This is a genomic window from Flavicella sp. (genome assembly GCF_037132785.1).
Lineage (GTDB): Bacteria > Bacteroidota > Bacteroidia > Flavobacteriales > Flavobacteriaceae > Flavicella.
Map to the genome: position 1 here is coordinate 1 of NZ_JBAHZZ010000025.1, position 16,461 is coordinate 16,461.

15 protein-coding genes are annotated in these 16,461 nt (G+C 31.7%); 7 read left to right on the forward strand and 8 right to left on the reverse strand.

The annotated features are described in order from the left end of the window. Window positions 1-273: 273 nt before the first annotated feature. Window positions 274-1,110, reverse strand: a complete 837-nt coding sequence (locus V5787_RS01625; protein WP_336891544.1) for a hypothetical protein — start codon at window positions 1,108-1,110, stop codon at window positions 274-276. A 405-nt stretch (window positions 1,111-1,515) separates the two neighbouring features. On the opposite strand from V5787_RS01625, the gene recQ reads away from it, so the two are divergent. Beyond that, window positions 1,516-3,633: a DNA helicase RecQ gene (gene recQ, locus V5787_RS01630; protein ID WP_336891545.1), complete on the forward strand. Its 2,118-nt coding sequence runs from the start codon at window positions 1,516-1,518 to the stop codon at window positions 3,631-3,633. 11 nt (window positions 3,634-3,644) lie between these two features. Here the strand turns inward: recQ and bshA are convergent, their stop codons facing one another. The 7 genes from bshA to V5787_RS01665 form a co-directional block, all read right to left on the reverse strand. Next, the gene (gene bshA / locus V5787_RS01635) at window positions 3,645-4,781 is read right to left on the reverse strand and encodes an N-acetyl-alpha-D-glucosaminyl L-malate synthase BshA (RefSeq protein ID WP_336891546.1); all 1,137 of its coding nucleotides are present in this window, start codon (window positions 4,779-4,781) and stop codon (window positions 3,645-3,647) included. A gap of 65 nt (window positions 4,782-4,846) precedes the next feature. Further along, window positions 4,847-5,767 carry a UDP-3-O-(3-hydroxymyristoyl)glucosamine N-acyltransferase gene (locus V5787_RS01640; protein WP_336891547.1) on the reverse strand — a complete coding sequence of 307 codons (921 nt, stop codon included), beginning with the start codon at window positions 5,765-5,767 and terminating at the stop codon, window positions 4,847-4,849. A 99-nt stretch (window positions 5,768-5,866) separates the two neighbouring features. Next, the gene (efp, locus tag V5787_RS01645) at window positions 5,867-6,433 is read right to left on the reverse strand and encodes an elongation factor P (RefSeq protein WP_336891548.1); all 567 of its coding nucleotides are present in this window, start codon (window positions 6,431-6,433) and stop codon (window positions 5,867-5,869) included. Window positions 6,434-6,448: 15 nt separating this feature from the next. Next, entirely contained in the window at window positions 6,449-7,231 is a 783-nt protein-coding gene (lpxA, locus tag V5787_RS01650; RefSeq protein ID WP_336891549.1) for an acyl-ACP--UDP-N-acetylglucosamine O-acyltransferase, read from the reverse strand. 5 nt (window positions 7,232-7,236) lie between these two features. Then, window positions 7,237-8,625 carry a bifunctional UDP-3-O-[3-hydroxymyristoyl] N-acetylglucosamine deacetylase/3-hydroxyacyl-ACP dehydratase gene (locus V5787_RS01655; RefSeq protein WP_336891550.1) on the reverse strand — a complete coding sequence of 463 codons (1,389 nt, stop codon included), beginning with the start codon at window positions 8,623-8,625 and terminating at the stop codon, window positions 7,237-7,239. A 1-nt stretch (window position 8,626) separates the two neighbouring features. Beyond that, window positions 8,627-9,661 carry a UDP-3-O-(3-hydroxymyristoyl)glucosamine N-acyltransferase gene (lpxD, locus tag V5787_RS01660; protein ID WP_336891551.1) on the reverse strand — a complete coding sequence of 345 codons (1,035 nt, stop codon included), beginning with the start codon at window positions 9,659-9,661 and terminating at the stop codon, window positions 8,627-8,629. 40 nt (window positions 9,662-9,701) lie between these two features. After that, window positions 9,702-10,928 carry an HD domain-containing protein gene (locus V5787_RS01665; RefSeq protein ID WP_336891552.1) on the reverse strand — a complete coding sequence of 409 codons (1,227 nt, stop codon included), beginning with the start codon at window positions 10,926-10,928 and terminating at the stop codon, window positions 9,702-9,704. A 118-nt stretch (window positions 10,929-11,046) separates the two neighbouring features. On the opposite strand from V5787_RS01665, the gene V5787_RS01670 reads away from it, so the two are divergent. From V5787_RS01670 to V5787_RS01695, 6 genes are all read left to right on the forward strand, one after another. Then, window positions 11,047-12,594, forward strand: a complete 1,548-nt coding sequence (locus V5787_RS01670; protein ID WP_336891553.1) for a PglZ domain-containing protein — start codon at window positions 11,047-11,049, stop codon at window positions 12,592-12,594. A 26-nt stretch (window positions 12,595-12,620) separates the two neighbouring features. Continuing rightward, window positions 12,621-13,034 carry a tRNA (adenosine(37)-N6)-threonylcarbamoyltransferase complex ATPase subunit type 1 TsaE gene (tsaE, locus tag V5787_RS01675; protein ID WP_336891554.1) on the forward strand — a complete coding sequence of 138 codons (414 nt, stop codon included), beginning with the start codon at window positions 12,621-12,623 and terminating at the stop codon, window positions 13,032-13,034. A gap of 29 nt (window positions 13,035-13,063) precedes the next feature. Beyond that, window positions 13,064-14,263, forward strand: a complete 1,200-nt coding sequence (locus V5787_RS01680) for an alanine dehydrogenase (RefSeq protein WP_336891555.1) — start codon at window positions 13,064-13,066, stop codon at window positions 14,261-14,263. Between the two features lie 60 nt (window positions 14,264-14,323). Next, the gene (locus tag V5787_RS01685; protein WP_336891556.1) at window positions 14,324-14,707 is read left to right on the forward strand and encodes a DUF4258 domain-containing protein; all 384 of its coding nucleotides are present in this window, start codon (window positions 14,324-14,326) and stop codon (window positions 14,705-14,707) included. A 2-nt stretch (window positions 14,708-14,709) separates the two neighbouring features. Continuing rightward, on the forward strand, window positions 14,710-15,777 hold the full coding sequence (locus V5787_RS01690) for an aldose epimerase family protein (protein WP_336891557.1): 1,068 nt from the start codon (window positions 14,710-14,712) through the stop codon (window positions 15,775-15,777). Between the two features lie 37 nt (window positions 15,778-15,814). After that, the coding region (locus V5787_RS01695) for an IS630 family transposase (protein WP_336891558.1) at window positions 15,815-16,461 on the forward strand (647 nt) is incomplete at its 3' end.

Here is a 16,461-nt window from a genome sequence, read left to right on the forward strand (position 1 = left end):
TCTCCTCGATTTATCATTTTTATGGCATCCCTTCGTATAATTTCTCTTTCTTGATCGGACACGCTTCGTAAGTCTGTTTTTTCCATAAATAAAGATACAAAAAAATATATTAATTAAAGAACTATTGGTTCTGAGTTAATAATACCTGAATTTAATAGTTCTACTATCATAACTTTAAATTCATTATCATACTTTTTTACAATAAGTCAAATATAAAATTTAAAACTCATAAAAATCGTCACACCAAGGGTAGATACACTCCATTCAGCCAGCTTAGAAATTATAAATTCTTTTAAACTCATCATATTCTTCCAAAAACACCTCAATAATTTTAAGCTTATCGTCTTTAATAAAATATTCTCCAATTTTTTTTGATGAACAGAATTCAATAAAAGTATTAATCTTCTCTTTTGGAATTCCAATTTGGAGAAACAAATCATCTCCAAAATCCTGTCTTATTTTGCTCAGTGCATTTGTAGCTTGTAGAGAAAGTTTTTCTTCATTTCTTTTTATCTTTCTATTCACTTTTCCTATTTTTCCAATTTCTTTTATCAATGGAGCTAAAACATACCCCCCAAGAAGCATCAAATCTGCGTCACCTCCAGCAGGACCACCTAACGAACTATTATCAGATGTTTTCCTTCTAGCCCACTCATCATCAACAGTTAATGGATTTACACCCGCCGTTGAAAAATTCAAAACTTCGGAGGAAAAAGTATATTTTGACTTAGCTTTTTTCATATTGGAAATATCTGACCACAAATTCCCAGACAATCCATTACTAATGACAACCTCTGTTAATTCATTCACTTTAACTTCTAATTTAATAGGTATATAACTACTATTCATTATTTCAGCTCTAATCACAATTATTTTTTCTATATACTTTATTCCTGAAATCAATAAAGTATCATTTAATTTAACTTCAATTTCAAATTGTCCATTCAAATTACTTATCGTGCCAAAATTCGAACTTAAATTTAATACATGTATGTCTGGTACAAATAAGATATCACTCTGGACCACACCACTCAAAGTAGTCCCAGAGACCTGTCCAGATACAATCAATGTTGTACTAAACAAAAACAGAATAAACAAAAAGGTTTTCATGAACTCATTAGCTAATTAGTAGCTACTAAAATATTTAATAATTCTTTTTGATAATACAAAAAAAACCAAAGGAAAACTTAAGGAAATACTAAATTGATTAAAAGATACAATATATATTCTTGGCAATCGACTGGAATAATTACCCTGAAATTATATTTCTATACCCTCCCCCCTCCTTCCTATGTAATATAGAATATTTTAGCATATATCACTACTTATCTTTTCTCTTTTTTAAGAGAACTAGCCATCACTGAAGAAATCCAAAAACAGGATAAAATCTAGATTCATTTATATTAATTTTTCGTCTAAATTATTTTAAAAAACCATTTAAAAAACGCCTATATAAATTTACTATTTCAGTGAATAAGGTATATTTGCAAGAGCAATATTTATATTAGTTTTTCGATGTCTAAAAAAGAATTATTACATACTACTTTAAAAGAATATTTTGGATATGAAAAATTCAGACCCTTACAAGAAAAAATAATTACATCCATACTTGAAGGCAAAGACAATTTGGTTATTATGCCTACAGGTGGAGGTAAATCTATTTGTTTTCAACTTCCAGCCTTACTACTAGATGGAGTTACTTTGGTTATTTCACCACTAATTGCATTGATGAAAGATCAAGTAGATGGATTAAATGCCAATGGAATTCCATCTGCTTTTTTAAACAGTTCTCAATCCGAACAAGAAAACCAAACCATCTTAAATGATCTAAAAAAGGGAAAGATAAAATTGTTATATCTAGCTCCTGAAAGTCTTGCTTTTTTTGAAATAGTCATTCAAGAAATAAAAATAAGTTTAATTGCTATAGATGAAGCTCATTGTATTTCTTCTTGGGGGCACGACTTTAGACCAGCATATACACAATTAGGGTTTTTAAAAAAAAGACTATCAAACACCCCAATTATTGCCTTAACAGCAACCGCTGATAAAGCTACTAGAGAAGATATCCTTACTCAGTTAGGATTGCCTTTAGCAGAAAGACATATCGCTTCTTTTGACAGACCCAATATTTCACTTGAGGTACGAAACGCACAAAATAGAATTATACAAATTGTAAAATTTATTAAGGAAAGACCGAATACATCAGGAATCATTTATTGTCTGAGTAGAAAGACCACAGAGCAAGTTGCTACTCGGTTAACTAAAAATGGTTTTAAAGCAAAAGCCTATCATGCTGGTTTGCCTCATGAAGAACGCGCACGTATACAAGAAGATTTTATTTATGACAAAAGTCAAATAATTTGTGCCACTATTGCCTTTGGAATGGGAATAGACAAATCGAATGTACGTTGGGTAATTCATTACAATCTTCCAAAAAATATGGAAGGTTATTATCAGGAAATTGGTAGAGCCGGTCGTGATGGCGTAAAATCTGAGACTATATTATTTTACAGCTATGCAGATGTAATCCAATTACAAAAATTCGCTCAAAACTCTGGAAATAAGAAAGTTCAGCTTTCTAAGTTAGAACGCATGCAACAATACACGGAAGCTCTTAGCTGTAGAAGAAAAATATTACTGAGTTATTTTGGTGAATTTATAGAGAAAGACTGTGGCAATTGTGATGTATGTAAAAATCCGCCTGAATTTTTTGATGGAACCACCATTGCTCAAAAAATATTATCAGGAATTTTCCGACTCAATGAAAAAGAACCAATTGGTACACTTGTGGATTTTTTAAGAGGCTCTCAAAATGCACTTATTTACGACAAAGGGTATCAAAATTTAAAAACTTACGGTATCGCAAAGGAGATATCTTGGCGAAATGTACAGCAATATATTGTTCAACTTATTAATTTAGGTTATTGTGAAATTGCATTTCATGAAAACAATGCACTTAAATTTAGTACCCTCGCTAAAAATGTTTTATTTGAAGGAGAAAAAGTTCGTTTAACCAAAGTACCCAAAATACCACTGACTAAAAAGGAATTTGCCAAAGTAGGAAAAACTAAAAAATCGACAACCGATTTATTTGAAAGATTGCGTTTATTGAGATTACAAATAGCGCAAGGTCATGAAATCCCAGCTTACCTAGTTTTTAACGATGCTACTTTAAAGCAAATGGAAAAAGAAAGACCTATGACCGATGATGACTTTTTGGCTATTGATGGAGTTGGACGAAAGAAATTCGAAGATTTTGGTTTTGATTTTATCAAAGAAATTATCGCATTTCAAAAAGAAAAAATCATCACTAAAAAAAAGGTAAAAAAAACTAAAGGAGATACTTTACAAGAAACTTTCAAACTCTTTAAAAAAGGCTTATCAGCCATAGAAATATCTCAAGATCGCAAACTAAGTTTGGTGACAATTCAAACACATTTTATCAAGTTACACAAAGAAAATCATGATATTAGTCTTGATGAATTTGTAAATCGAAAAGAATTGGAGTTATTAACTAATGCAAAAATAACACTTAAAGGTTCAACAAGCTTACGTGCTTATTATGAATATTTTGAAGAAGAAATGCATTATGACACCATTAAATTTGGTTTGGCTATCTTAGATAAACAATAAGTAAATTCCCTTTATTTATCTCTTTCAGCATCCAAATCTTTATATATTTTTTCATAGAAAGGAAGAATCTCTTCTATGGAAAACTTTTTAGAATGTTCCCTTGCATTCTTTTTAAATTTACTTAATTTTTCAGAATCTTCTAAGATATAAATTGCATTTTTAGCCATGTCCATAACATCACCTACATTGCTTAAAAAACCTGTTTTCCCATGAACATTTACCTCAGGAAGACCTCCTGAATTACTCGATATTACAGGAGTTTTGGCTGCCATTGCCTCCAATGCGACCAAACCAAAACTTTCGGTCTCAGAAGGCAATAAAAACAGATCTGTATAGCAAAGTATTTTCTCTAATTCAACACTATTCCCTAAAAACAAGACACTATCGTAAACACCTAATTCTTTGGCTTTTAAACGAGCTATTTGTAAGTCTGGTCCCTCTCCAACCAACAAAAGTTTAGAGGGAATTTCTTTTTGTACATTGTAAAATATCTCTACTACATCCGCAGTTCTTTTTACAGGTCTAAAATTACTTATATGTGTTAATATTCGTTCATCCTTTTTAGCTATAGAAATTCTCTGACATTCGTCATGTAGCTTTTCTGGGTATTTTTCTAATTCAATGAAATTGTAAATCACATGAATTTCTTTTTTTATATCAAATAAATTTAAAGTTTGACTTTTTAAGCTTTTAGAAACTGTAGTTACTGCATCTGACTGATTTACACTAAATTCAACAGATTTTTTATAACTAGGATGACTCCCTACCAAAGTAATATCGGTACCGTGTAAAGTAGTTACCACTTTTATATCTATTCCTTGTTCTTTTAGCATTTGCTTGGCCATATATGCGGCATATGCGTGAGGAATTGCATAATGAACATGCAATATTTCCAAATTAAATTTAGATACTACTTCAACCATTTTCGCCGATAAAGCCAATTCATAAGGTTGGTATTCAAAAAGAGGGTATTCTTTTATCTGTACCTGATGAAAATGCAAACCACTAGAAATAAAATCTAACCGAACGGGTTGATTATAGGTAATAAAATGAACCTCATGATTCTTACGTGCCAACGCCATTCCCAATTCAGTTGCTACAACTCCACTCCCACCAAAAGTAGGATAACATACGATTCCGATTCTCATGAAAATTTTCTTATAAATTTATTCATTACTACGAATTATATACTTACAATTAAAATAATATCTCTTTATTTTTCCTCTTTTAAAATCCTTCTAATTCCAGCAATTTCTTTCATTTTTTCTCTGGCCTCAGTAGCTGGAGATCCAAAATAAATCTTGCCACCTTCAATACTCTTTGTTACACCAGTCTGACCTAAAACCACTGCTTTTTTTCCTATAGTTATTCCGCTCGTAATCCCAACTTGTCCCCAAATTGTAACCTCATCTTCAATGATAACACAGCCAGCAATTCCTGTTTGTGAAGCGATCAAACATTTTTTTCCTACTACAGTATCATGTCCAATTTGTACTTGGTTATCTATTTTAGTTCCTTCTTTCACTAAAGTATCACCTGTTACTCCTCTATCTAAAGTACACAGAGCACCCAAGTCTACATTATCTTCAAGGACAACTCTTCCTCCTGAAACCAATTTATCAAATCCTTCTGGTCTGTTTTTATAATAAAAAGCATCTGCTCCTAAAACCGTCCCACTATGAATAGTAACATTATTTCCTATAACACAATCATCATAAACGGTTACACTAGAATAAATCAAACAGTTTTTACCAATTGTCACATTATTACCGATAAAAACATTTGGCTGTATCACTGTATTGGCTCCAATAATTGCAGATTCACTAATGCCAGCGGTACTCGCAATAAATGGATTAAAATGATTTGTTAATTTGTTAAAATCACGAAAGGGATCATCAGAAATTAAAAGAGCCTTACCTTTTGGACATGCTAACTCTTTATTTATCAAAATTACTGTTGCTTCAGATTCTAAAGCTTTTGTATAATATTTTGGATGATCAACAAAAACAATATCTCCTGAGCTGACTACATGAATTTCATTCATTCCAAAAACAGGAAAATCATCTGCTCCAATATAGTTACAATTAAGAATCGTCGCTATCCTCTTTAAACTTTGTTTGTTTTTAAATTTCATCTCATACTTTTTAAAATAAAAAAGAATTTTACACAACTTTAATTTAGTTATTTGTAAAACTCCTTTAGTATTGATCCAATAATTCACAAATACTTGTAATTACTCTTTAATACGTTCTTGATACGTTCCTTTAGACGTTTCAATTTTAATCTTATCTCCCTCATTTATAAACAAAGGTACATTGATAATTGCTCCTGTTTCTACCGTTGCAGGTTTGGTTGCATTTGTAGCAGTATTTCCCTTTACTCCTGGCTCAGTATAAGTAACTTCTAGGATGACACTCGCAGGCATTTCTACAGCCAAAGGCATTTCATCATCTAATCTTACAACTACAGTAACTATTTCACCTTCCTTCATTAATTCTGGTGAATCCAAAATTATTTTTTCCAAAGTAATTTGATTGTAATCTAAAGTATTCATAAAGTTAAACATATCTCCATCTGCATACAAATATTGATACTTTCTAGTTTCAACCCTTACTTCTTCGATTTTATGACCCGCAGAAAAAGTATTATCTATAACTTTCCCTGTGGTTAAGCTTTTTAATTTAGTTCTTACAAAAGCCGGTCCTTTACCAGGTTTTACATGTTGGAATTCAATAATCTTATATGTACCATTATTATATTTGATACACAATCCATTTCTAATATCTGATGTAGATGCCATTATATTGTTTTTAACTTAGTTACTAAAATATCCTTTCATAATTCCTCTTTGTGAATTTTGGATGAATTTAATAATATCATCTCGTTCACTAGAAACCTCCATCTCTGCCTCAATTATTAGAATTGCTTGACTGTTATTGTATTTACTTTGAAATAAAATTCTGTAAATATTTTGAATTTCTCTAATTTTCTCTGGGCTAAAACCTCTTCTTCTAAGACCAACAGAATTGATTCCTACATATGATAAAGGCTCTCTTGCTGCTTTTACAAACGGCGGTACATCTTTTCTCACCAAAGAACCTCCTGTTACAAAGGCATGATCTCCTATAGAACAAAATTGATGAATCGCAGTCATTCCAGCTAAAATAACACTATTACCAATATTAGTATGACCTGCCAAAGTAGTACCATTCGAAAAAACGCAATCATTTCCAACAATACAATCGTGGGCAATATGGCAATAAGCCATAATCAAACAATTATTTCCTATAACTGTTTTCATACGATCAGAAGTACCACGGTTAATGGTAACACATTCTCTAATCGTAACATTATTTCCTATAATTGTAACTGTTTCCTCTCCATCGTATTTCAAGTCTTGAGGAATAGCAGAAATTACTGCTCCTGGAAAAATTCTACAGTTTTCTCCAATCGTAGCTCCTTCCATAATAGTCACATTAGAGCCAATCCAAGTTCCGGAGCCTATAGTCACATTATTATGTATGGTTGTAAAAGGTTCTATGACAACGTTTCTAGCAATTTTTGCTTGTGGATGTACATATGCTAATGGTTGATTCATAATTATTACTTTTTTACTATTTTGGCCATTAATTCTGCCTCTACAACTATTTTATTATTTGCATATCCAAAAGATTGCATATGACAAATTCCTCGTCTAATTGGAGAAATTAACTCCGCTTTAAAAATTAAAGTATCTCCAGGAACAACCATTTGTTTAAACTTAACTTTATCCATTTTCATGAAAATAGTTAAATAATTTTCTGGGTCTGGAACCGTACTTAAAACAAGAATCCCTCCACACTGAGCCATCGCTTCAACTATCAATACTCCTGGCATTACAGGTGCTTCAGGAAAATGACCAACGAAAAAAGGTTCATTCATAGATACATTTTTCAAACCGACAACATGAGAGTCCGAGAGCTCTAAAATTTTATCTACTAATAAAAATGGAGGTCTATGAGGTAAAATTTCCATGATTTGATTAATATTCATCAAAGGAGGTAAACTCAAATCGTATTGTGGTATTTTATTTCTTTTTTCTTTTTTGATGATCTCTGCCAATTTCTTAGCAAATTTTGTATTGATCGAATGACCAGGCTTATTCGCAATAACCTTTCCTCGTAATGCAGTACCAATCAATGCCAAATCACCAATTACGTCCAATAATTTATGCCTTGCAGCTTCGTTTGCCCAATGCAAAGTCAAATTATCTAATATTCCATTGGCGGTAACTGAGATAGAATCTTTGTCAAATGCTTTTTTCAACTTAGACATGGTATGCTCAGAAATTTCTTTATCTACATAAACAATTGCATTGTTTAAATCACCTCCTTTAATAAGATTGTGATCTAATAAGGTTTCCAGTTCATGTAAAAAGCTAAATGTACGTGCTTTGGAAATTTCTTCCTTAAAGTCAGACATTTTTTCTAAAGAAGCATTTTGAGTACCCAATATTTGAGTTCCAAAATCTACCATCGTAGTCACCTGATATTCGTCAGATGGAACAATCATAATTTCACTTCCAGACTCTTCATCTTTATAACTGATAATCTCTTTTACAATATACTCCTCCAATATTACATCTTGAGAAACAATACCTGCCTCTTCTATCGCTTCCACAAAATATTTGGAAGAACCATCCATAATAGGAGGTTCAGAAGCATTTAATTCAATAATAAGATTTGTTATTCCAAGTCCAACTGCTGCAGCTAAAACATGCTCTGAGGTATTGATATCAACACCGTTTTTCTCTAAGCTTGTTCCTCTCTTTGTATCCGTAACATACTCTGCTTTAGATTCTATTTTAGGTTGACCTTCTAAATCAACTCTTACAAAAACATAGCCATGATTTATAGGAGCTGGTTTAAAGATTAAAGTTACTTCTTTCCCTGTATGTAATCCAATACCTTTAAGAGTTACTTCTTTTTTAATAGTTTGTTGATTGCGCTGCATTTTACTTATCTTTTAATGCTTTAATTTCTTTTTCTAATTCACTAATTTTCGCTATATAAGAAGGTAAATTCCTAACGATAGCAGATGATTTATTCCACTTTTTAATATTATATGCAGGAAAACCAATTACGATGTCTTTATCTTTAATACTTTTTCTCACTCCAGAGAAACCAGAAACAACAACATCATCACCAATTTTAATATGTCCAGCAAACGCTGCATGACCACCAATCATTGTTCTTTTACCAATTTTAGTAGACCCGGAGATTCCTGTTAAAGCAGCAATGACCGTATTTTCATCTATTTCACAATTGTGTGCTACTTGAATTAAATTATCAAGTTTTACTCCTTTTCTTATAATTGTAGATCCTAAAGTTGCTCTATCTATAGTCGTATTCGCACCTATACTTACATTGTCCTCTATCACTACATTTCCAATTTGTGGAATGGAAGCATATACTTTGTTTTCATCAGGAATAAACCCAAACCCATCAGCACCAATAATAGCACCTGCATGAATTTTACAATTATTACCCACAATACAATCTGAATAAATTTTAACACCGGAATACAATGTTGTTCCATCAGAGACAGAAACATTATCACCGATATAACAATGTGGATAAATCTTTACATCATCACCAATCTTCACATTATTACCGATATAAACAAATGCTCCTACGTAAATATTAACCCCCAATTTTGCTGAATCACTAATAAAATGAGGTTCTTCTTTACCTGTTTTATTTTGTTTTACTTCATTATAAAAGGTTAACAATTTAGTGAAAGCAGCATAAGCATCGTCAACTTTTATCAAAGTAGATGCTATTTTATTTAAAGGTTTAAAAGTTTTATTAACTATAACTATAGATGACTTTGTTGTATAAATAAATGATGTGTATTTTTCATTAGACAAAAAAGTCAAAGTTCCTTCCGTTCCTTCCTCAATCTTTGCCAGTCTAGAAACTTCAATAGTTGGATCACCTACTATGTCTCCTTCTAATAATTCTGCTATTTGCGTTGCTGTAATTTTCATTGTTTGCAAAAGTATAAAATTAATATGAGTTCTGCCAATCCTATTTCTTTGGATAACAAATAAAATATTTCACTACAGGTTTGGTTAAAGCTTGAATATTTAGCTGGTCAGAGGCTTCCGTAATATCTAGAATTTCACCAGTTTTAAAATAAATATTTATTTTACTTTTAGACGAGTCATATGCTTGATTTTGAATACTGTCTATAAAAACAAAATATTCTAATTCCTCATTACTCAAATTTAATTCATTTCGTTTTTCTTCAAATATTTTTTTAAAATAATCATCTTTTATCGGCTCATTCTTAATTTCTATTTTCAATAATCTTCTATTAATAATCATTTCTGATAATTTAGACAACACTTTATCTTCATGACTTATCCAGTCTTTAATAGCAGAAAGTATATCATAATCATCTAATCTAGCAAAAATTTTTAATACTCCTATCTCAAAATTATTTTCATGAATTTCATTGTTCAGGAAAAAACGAAATGCCTTACTCGCAGGTAAGTCAACACCTTTATTAACTAATTCATTAGCTCGCCTCAATAAATTTACCAACATTTTCCCTGCTACGACCCCCGTTTTATGAAAATACACCTGCCAATACATCAGCCTTCTACCAACAATGAATTTTTCGGCAGAATAAATTCCTTTCTCTTCTAAGACCAATTCATCATTAACCACATATAACATAGCAATTAATCGATCAGAATTAATATTCCCTTCTGCAACACCGCTATAAAAACTATCTCTTTTTAAATAATCCAATCGATCCATGTCCAATTGACTTGAAATCAATTGATGCATGAATTTTCTTGCATATTTTCCTTCAAATATTTCGATAGCCAAAGATAACTGACCATTAAATTCCTTATTTAATTCCTTCATATAAAATAAAGAAATTTCCTCATGGCTTATTCCAACAACAATACTATGCTCCAAAGCATGAGAAAATGGTCCATGACCAATATCGTGTAATAAGATAGCTATATATAAAGCAGTAGCCTCTTTTTCAGAAATTTCAATTCCTTTAGTTTGCAAGGTTTGCACAGCACTCTGCATTAAATGCATACAACCTATAGCATGTTGAAACCTTGTATGATGTGCACCTGGATAAACCAAATAGGAAAATCCTACTTGTGAAATCCTTCTTAATCGCTGAAAATAAGAATGTTCTATTAAATCAAAAATTAATGCATTAGGAATCGTAATAAATCCGTAAATTGGGTCGTTTAATATTTTTAATTTATTTGTTTGTAAACTCAAAAGATTTTTTTTTGATTGAGCAAATATAGCATTCTTTAGGTAACATAAATCATAAAACAGCCTTAAGAATACACAAGTTCTGAATAAATTATGATAATTCAATTGAAATATAAAAAAAATGAAAAAGATACATATTCTATGGGTTGACGATGAAATCGACTTATTAAAACCCCATATTTTATTCTTAGAAGGAAAAAATTATATTGTTTCAAAATGTACAAATGGCAGTGATGCCATTGATCTGATTACAAACAATAATTATGATATTGTTTTTCTAGATGAAAATATGCCTGGTCTTACAGGAATTGAAACCCTGACCGAAATAAAGAACTTTAAACCCAACCTACCGGTAATAATGATTACCAAAAGTGAAGAGGAGTATATTATGGAAGATGCTATTGGGTCCAAAATTGCTGATTATTTAATTAAACCCGTAAATCCTAGTCAGATTTTACTGAGTTTAAAGAAGAATCTGGATCATTCTCGGTTAATTTCACAAAAAACAACTTCTAATTACCAACAGGAATTCAGAAAAATATCTATGGATTTAGCCATAGTCAATTCATATCAAGAATGGATTGAATTGTATCACAAATTATTGCACTGGGAACTGGAATTAGAAAACATTAATGATTCAGGAATGTTGAGTATTCTAGAAAGTCAAAAACAAGAAGCTAACAGTCTATTTTTTAAATTCATAAAAAAGAACTATCAGGATTTATTGACAGGTCAAGATAGACCCGTATTTTCTCATACCTTATTTAAAGAGGTTATCTTACCCGAAATGAAAAACGAAAACGGGACCTTAATGATTGTGATTGACAACCTGCGTTATGACCAATGGAAATCCATTGAACCACTCATTAACACTTTTTACAAAAAAACCAAAGAAACATCCTATTTTAGTATTTTACCTACAGCAACACAATATGCTAGAAACGCAATATTTTCAGGACTATCACCTTTAGATATGGAAAAAAAACACCCTAACTATTGGAGAAATGATGAGGAAGAAGGGGGTAAAAACCTATATGAAAAAGAATTTTTGGCTGCTCAAATTAATCGTTTAAAACCTGAGTTAAGCTTTGATTATCAAAAAATCACAACCTTAAAAGCGGCCAAAGAAGTAGACGCTAATTTCAACAACTTAAAAAAACACGACTTAGCGGTTATCGTCTATAACTTTATTGATATGTTATCCCATTCTAAAACAGATGTAAATGTTATTAAAGAATTAGCTGGTAACGAAAAAGCATACCGCTCTTTAACGTTAAGTTGGTTTAAGAACTCCCCTATTTTTAATACCATACAAAAAGCAAGAAAGGCAGGGATGCAGCTGGTAATTACTACAGACCACGGAACAATAAACTGTAAAAACCCATCAAAAGTAATAGGCACAAAAAACATTAGCTCTAACCTAAGGTACAAAACTGGGAGCAGCTTAACTTATGAAGAAAAGAATGTATACGCAGTGAAAAACCCAAAAAACATCTATTTGCCGACCCAGCATATGAATAGTTCTTTTATTTTCGCTAAAGAAGATCAATTTTTTGTTTACCCAAACAACTATAGCCGTTTTGTGAAATACTTCAAAAACACCTACCAACATGGAGGTATCTCTTTAGAGGAAATGATCATACCATGTGCTATCTTTGAACCAAAATAAAAAGTTATAATTATCAACTAGTATATATGGAGATACATTACTCTTTAGATCAATTATCAGATGCAGCAAAAGAAATTCTAGAAAATGCACAACATAAAATATTTTTGTTTTATGGGGAAATGGGGATGGGTAAAACTACATTAATCAAAGAATTAACAAAACAACTTGGAGTAGAAGAAGAAACGAGCTCTCCTACTTTTTCATTAGTAAATGAATATATTTCAAAAAAAAACGAAACTGTTTATCATTTTGATTTTTACCGAATTAATCATGAAGAAGAGGCCTACGATATGGGGCTAGAGGAATATTTATACAACGATGCTTGGTCTTTTATAGAATGGCCAGCTGTACTAGAAAACTTATTACCTTTAAAATGTGTAAAGATTACGATCACTAAAAAGGATGATAATTCCCGAACAATTCAACTAGAAAATCAATAGTAAACCAGATAAAAACACGAACAACTAAAATGAACAAGCAATTCTCACCTTTCAGTATTGAAGAACTTATTCCACAAGAAGAAAAACTTGAAATTCAGAAAACAAAAGGAGAACTTTTTATTGGACTTCCAAAAGAAACCTACTTTGAGGAAAAAAGAATTTGTTTGACTCCTGATGCTGTCGCTGCGATGATACAAGCAGGGCATAGAGTTGTGGTAGAAACTGGAGCTGGTAAAGGAGCTAACTATACGGATCAAAACTACTCTGAATCTGGAGCTAAAATTGCTTACAACCCTGAAGAAGTCTTTGGTTGTACTATAATTTTAAAAATTTCGCCCCCTTCTTTAAAAGAAATAGACCTTATAAAACCACAAACAATTTTAGTTTCTACACTTCAGCTAAAAACCCAGTCTAAAAAATACTTTGAAGCTCTTGCTACCAAAAGAATTACAGCCATTGCTTTTGATTTTATCAGAGACAGTGAAGGAATGTATCCTGTTGTACAGTCATTAAGTGAAATCGCTGGTACAGCCTCTATCCTTATTGCAGCGGAATTGATGAGTACTCAAAATAAAGGTAACGGACTCTTGTTAGGTAATATCGCTGGTGTTCCTCCAGCTGAAGTCGCTATTATTGGGGCCGGAACTGTTGGAGAATTTGCTACTAAATCCGCTATTGGACTAGGAGCATCAGTAAAAGTATTTGATAACTCAATTTCAAAATTGAGACAGCTTCAAAAGAATATACATAAACCTATTTATACATCTACGCTTCAACTGAGAACTTTACAAAAAGCATTAATGCGTTGTGACGTTCTTATAGGAGCTATTCGAGGAAAATCAAGGGCCCCCGTGGTTATCTCAGATGAAATGGTACAATTAATGAAACCTGGAGCCGTGATAGTCGATGTTAGCATAGATCGAGGTGGTTGTATTGAAACCTCCGAAGTTACTACTCACAGCCAACCAACATTTGAAAAACATGGTGTTATTCATTATTGCGTCCCCAATATCCCTTCTAGGTACTCACGTACTGCTACGGTTTCCATTAGTAATATCTTAACTACTTTTCTTCTAGATATTGCCGATGAAGGCGGATTTGAAATTGCTTTTAGAAATGAACGCACACTGAGAAGCGGAATGTATTATTATCATGGTATTTTAACAAAAAAAGCTGTTGGTGAGTGGTTTAACCTACCATTTAATGATATTAATTTATTGATTTTATAATCTTTAATTTTTATTTAATTTTTCACTTTATAATAGTATTTTTGCAAGTAAAACATTCATATGAATCTTCTAAATCGTTTCATCTATTTTTTCTTTGGTTTATCTCTAGGCGTTATTGCCGTCTTATTTATTGCTAAGAAAAAAAATATTCAATTTCCATATGGACCTGATGCCAGAACCTTAAAAAGTATTCGTATTAAAGAGCATTATATTTTTTCAGAACAAGCCAAACAAGCCATCACAGAACACCATATAGATTCTATAAAATTAGCTTACTTATTAACCAAAAGTGATGTTGACTTTTCAGAAAGTGACACTGACATAAAAAAACCATGTCAAACCTATAAAATTAATGGGCAATTAAAGGACAAAGAAATTTCTTTAATCATAAAAAGGTGTGATTCTACTGCTACTTTTGAAGAAATTCTTATTAAAAACAACTAACAATGATTCTAGACCTAGCAAATCCAAAAAAGTTTGAAAAGTCAATAAATGGTAAAAATATTCAACTTTTCACATTAAAAAACAAAAATGGTCTTATTTCTCAAATCACTAATTATGGTGGTAGAATTGTGAGTTTATGGGCTCCAGATGCGAATGGAAATTTTGAAGATCTTGTTCTTGGTTATGACAATATTGAGACTTATATAAATCCACCTAATGAAATTTATCTTGGAGCACTTATCGGTAGATATGGAAATAGAATCGTTAAAGGGCTGTTTGAGATAAATGGAAAAACATATAAGGGAGCTATCAATAATGGTCCCAACCACTTACATGGTGGAATCAAAAATTTTTCTCTTGTCGTTTGGGACGCCAAACTTATCAACGAACAACAACTTGAATTAACTTATTTATCTCCCGACGGCGAAGAGGGCTACCCTGGAAACCTTGGTGTTACTGTTATTTATACTTTAACATATGACAATGCCTTACAAATAGAATATAAAGCAACTACCGATGCTACTACTCACATAAACCTAACAAACCACTCCTACTTTAACTTAAAAGGTGCTGGTAATGGAACTATCACAGATCATTTATTACAAATAAATGCAGATTATTTCCTACCAACGGATGAAACTTCTATTCCTTTAGGAAAACCTGAATACGTAGAAAACACACCTTTTGATTTCAGAAAATTAAAACTCATAGGAGAGAATTTAAAAGATGACCATAAGCAACTAAAAATGGCACAAGGTTATGATCATACGATGGTTTTTAATGACACTGATAAGAAATCAATAGCAGCTTTTGTTATAGAACCAGTTTCAGGAAGAACTCTTGAACTATATACAAATGAACCTGGAGCACAATTCTATACAGGCAACTGGATTACTGGATGTGGAACAGGAAAAAAAGGAAAGACTTATTTAAGTCAAGATGCTTTTTGTCTAGAAACACAGCATTTCCCTAATAGCCCTAATCAAAAAAACTTTCCAACGACACTATTAAATCCTGGTGAAGAGTATTATTCTTTTTGCAGTTATAAACTCGGTATAAAAAAACCTTAGTCATCATATCACCCATATACGAAGGGATGCCATAAAAATGATAAATCGAGGAGATAAGAAAAAGGACATAGCAATGTTTTACGGTGTTCATGTAAATACTGTTTGGGATTGGTGGAAACTCTACAATAAAGGAGGTAAAAAACCCTTGATTTATCAAAAGCGGGGAGTGAAATCTGAAAAAAGAAAACTACTCAATAAGGATCAAGAAGACTCAATTCAAAAAATGATTACTGATGTAATGCCAGATCAATTAAAGTTGGATTACGCTTTGTGGACAACTAGAGCAGTAAGAGATTTGATATTAAGAGAGTTTAATATTGCAATTGGAAGAAGAGCTATTGGCAACTATCTTAATTCATGGGGATTTACCCCTCAAAAGCCTAAAAAGAGAGCTTATGAACAATGTCCTAAAAAAGTACAAAAATGGTTAGATGAAGAATACCCAGCAATAAAACAGAAAGCAAAAAAAGAAAAAGCAACTATCCATTGGGGAGATGAAACGGGCGTAAAAAACAATAATAATCACGGACGGTCATATGCACCAAAAGGCAAAACTCCCGTTAAAAAGCATATGTCAAAACGATTTTCAATCAACATGATTTCTACAGTTACTAATCAAGGTTTAGTACAGTTCATGATTTACAAAGAAAATATGAACTCAGATGTTTTTATTCAATTTTTAGA

Bases quoted from the DNA above. Each gene is read 5' to 3' on its own strand.
- V5787_RS01625 (WP_336891544.1), bottom strand. From the start codon at position 1,110: ATGAAAACCTTTTTGTTTATTCTGTTTTTGTTTAGTACAACATTGATT.
- recQ (WP_336891545.1), top strand. From the start codon at position 1,516: ATGTCTAAAAAAGAATTATTACATACTACTTTAAAAGAATATTTTGGA.
- bshA (WP_336891546.1), bottom strand. From the start codon at position 4,781: ATGAGAATCGGAATCGTATGTTATCCTACTTTTGGTGGGAGTGGAGTT.
- V5787_RS01640 (WP_336891547.1), bottom strand. From the start codon at position 5,767: ATGAAATTTAAAAACAAACAAAGTTTAAAGAGGATAGCGACGATTCTT.
- efp (WP_336891548.1), bottom strand. From the start codon at position 6,433: ATGGCATCTACATCAGATATTAGAAATGGATTGTGTATCAAATATAAT.
- lpxA (WP_336891549.1), bottom strand. From the start codon at position 7,231: ATGAATCAACCATTAGCATATGTACATCCACAAGCAAAAATTGCTAGA.
- V5787_RS01655 (WP_336891550.1), bottom strand. From the start codon at position 8,625: ATGCAGCGCAATCAACAAACTATTAAAAAAGAAGTAACTCTTAAAGGT.
- lpxD (WP_336891551.1), bottom strand. From the start codon at position 9,661: ATGAAAATTACAGCAACGCAAATAGCAGAATTATTAGAAGGAGACATA.
- V5787_RS01670 (WP_336891553.1), top strand. From the start codon at position 11,047: ATGAAAAAGATACATATTCTATGGGTTGACGATGAAATCGACTTATTA.
- tsaE (WP_336891554.1), top strand. From the start codon at position 12,621: ATGGAGATACATTACTCTTTAGATCAATTATCAGATGCAGCAAAAGAA.
- V5787_RS01680 (WP_336891555.1), top strand. From the start codon at position 13,064: ATGAACAAGCAATTCTCACCTTTCAGTATTGAAGAACTTATTCCACAA.
- V5787_RS01685 (WP_336891556.1), top strand. From the start codon at position 14,324: ATGAATCTTCTAAATCGTTTCATCTATTTTTTCTTTGGTTTATCTCTA.
- V5787_RS01690 (WP_336891557.1), top strand. From the start codon at position 14,710: ATGATTCTAGACCTAGCAAATCCAAAAAAGTTTGAAAAGTCAATAAAT.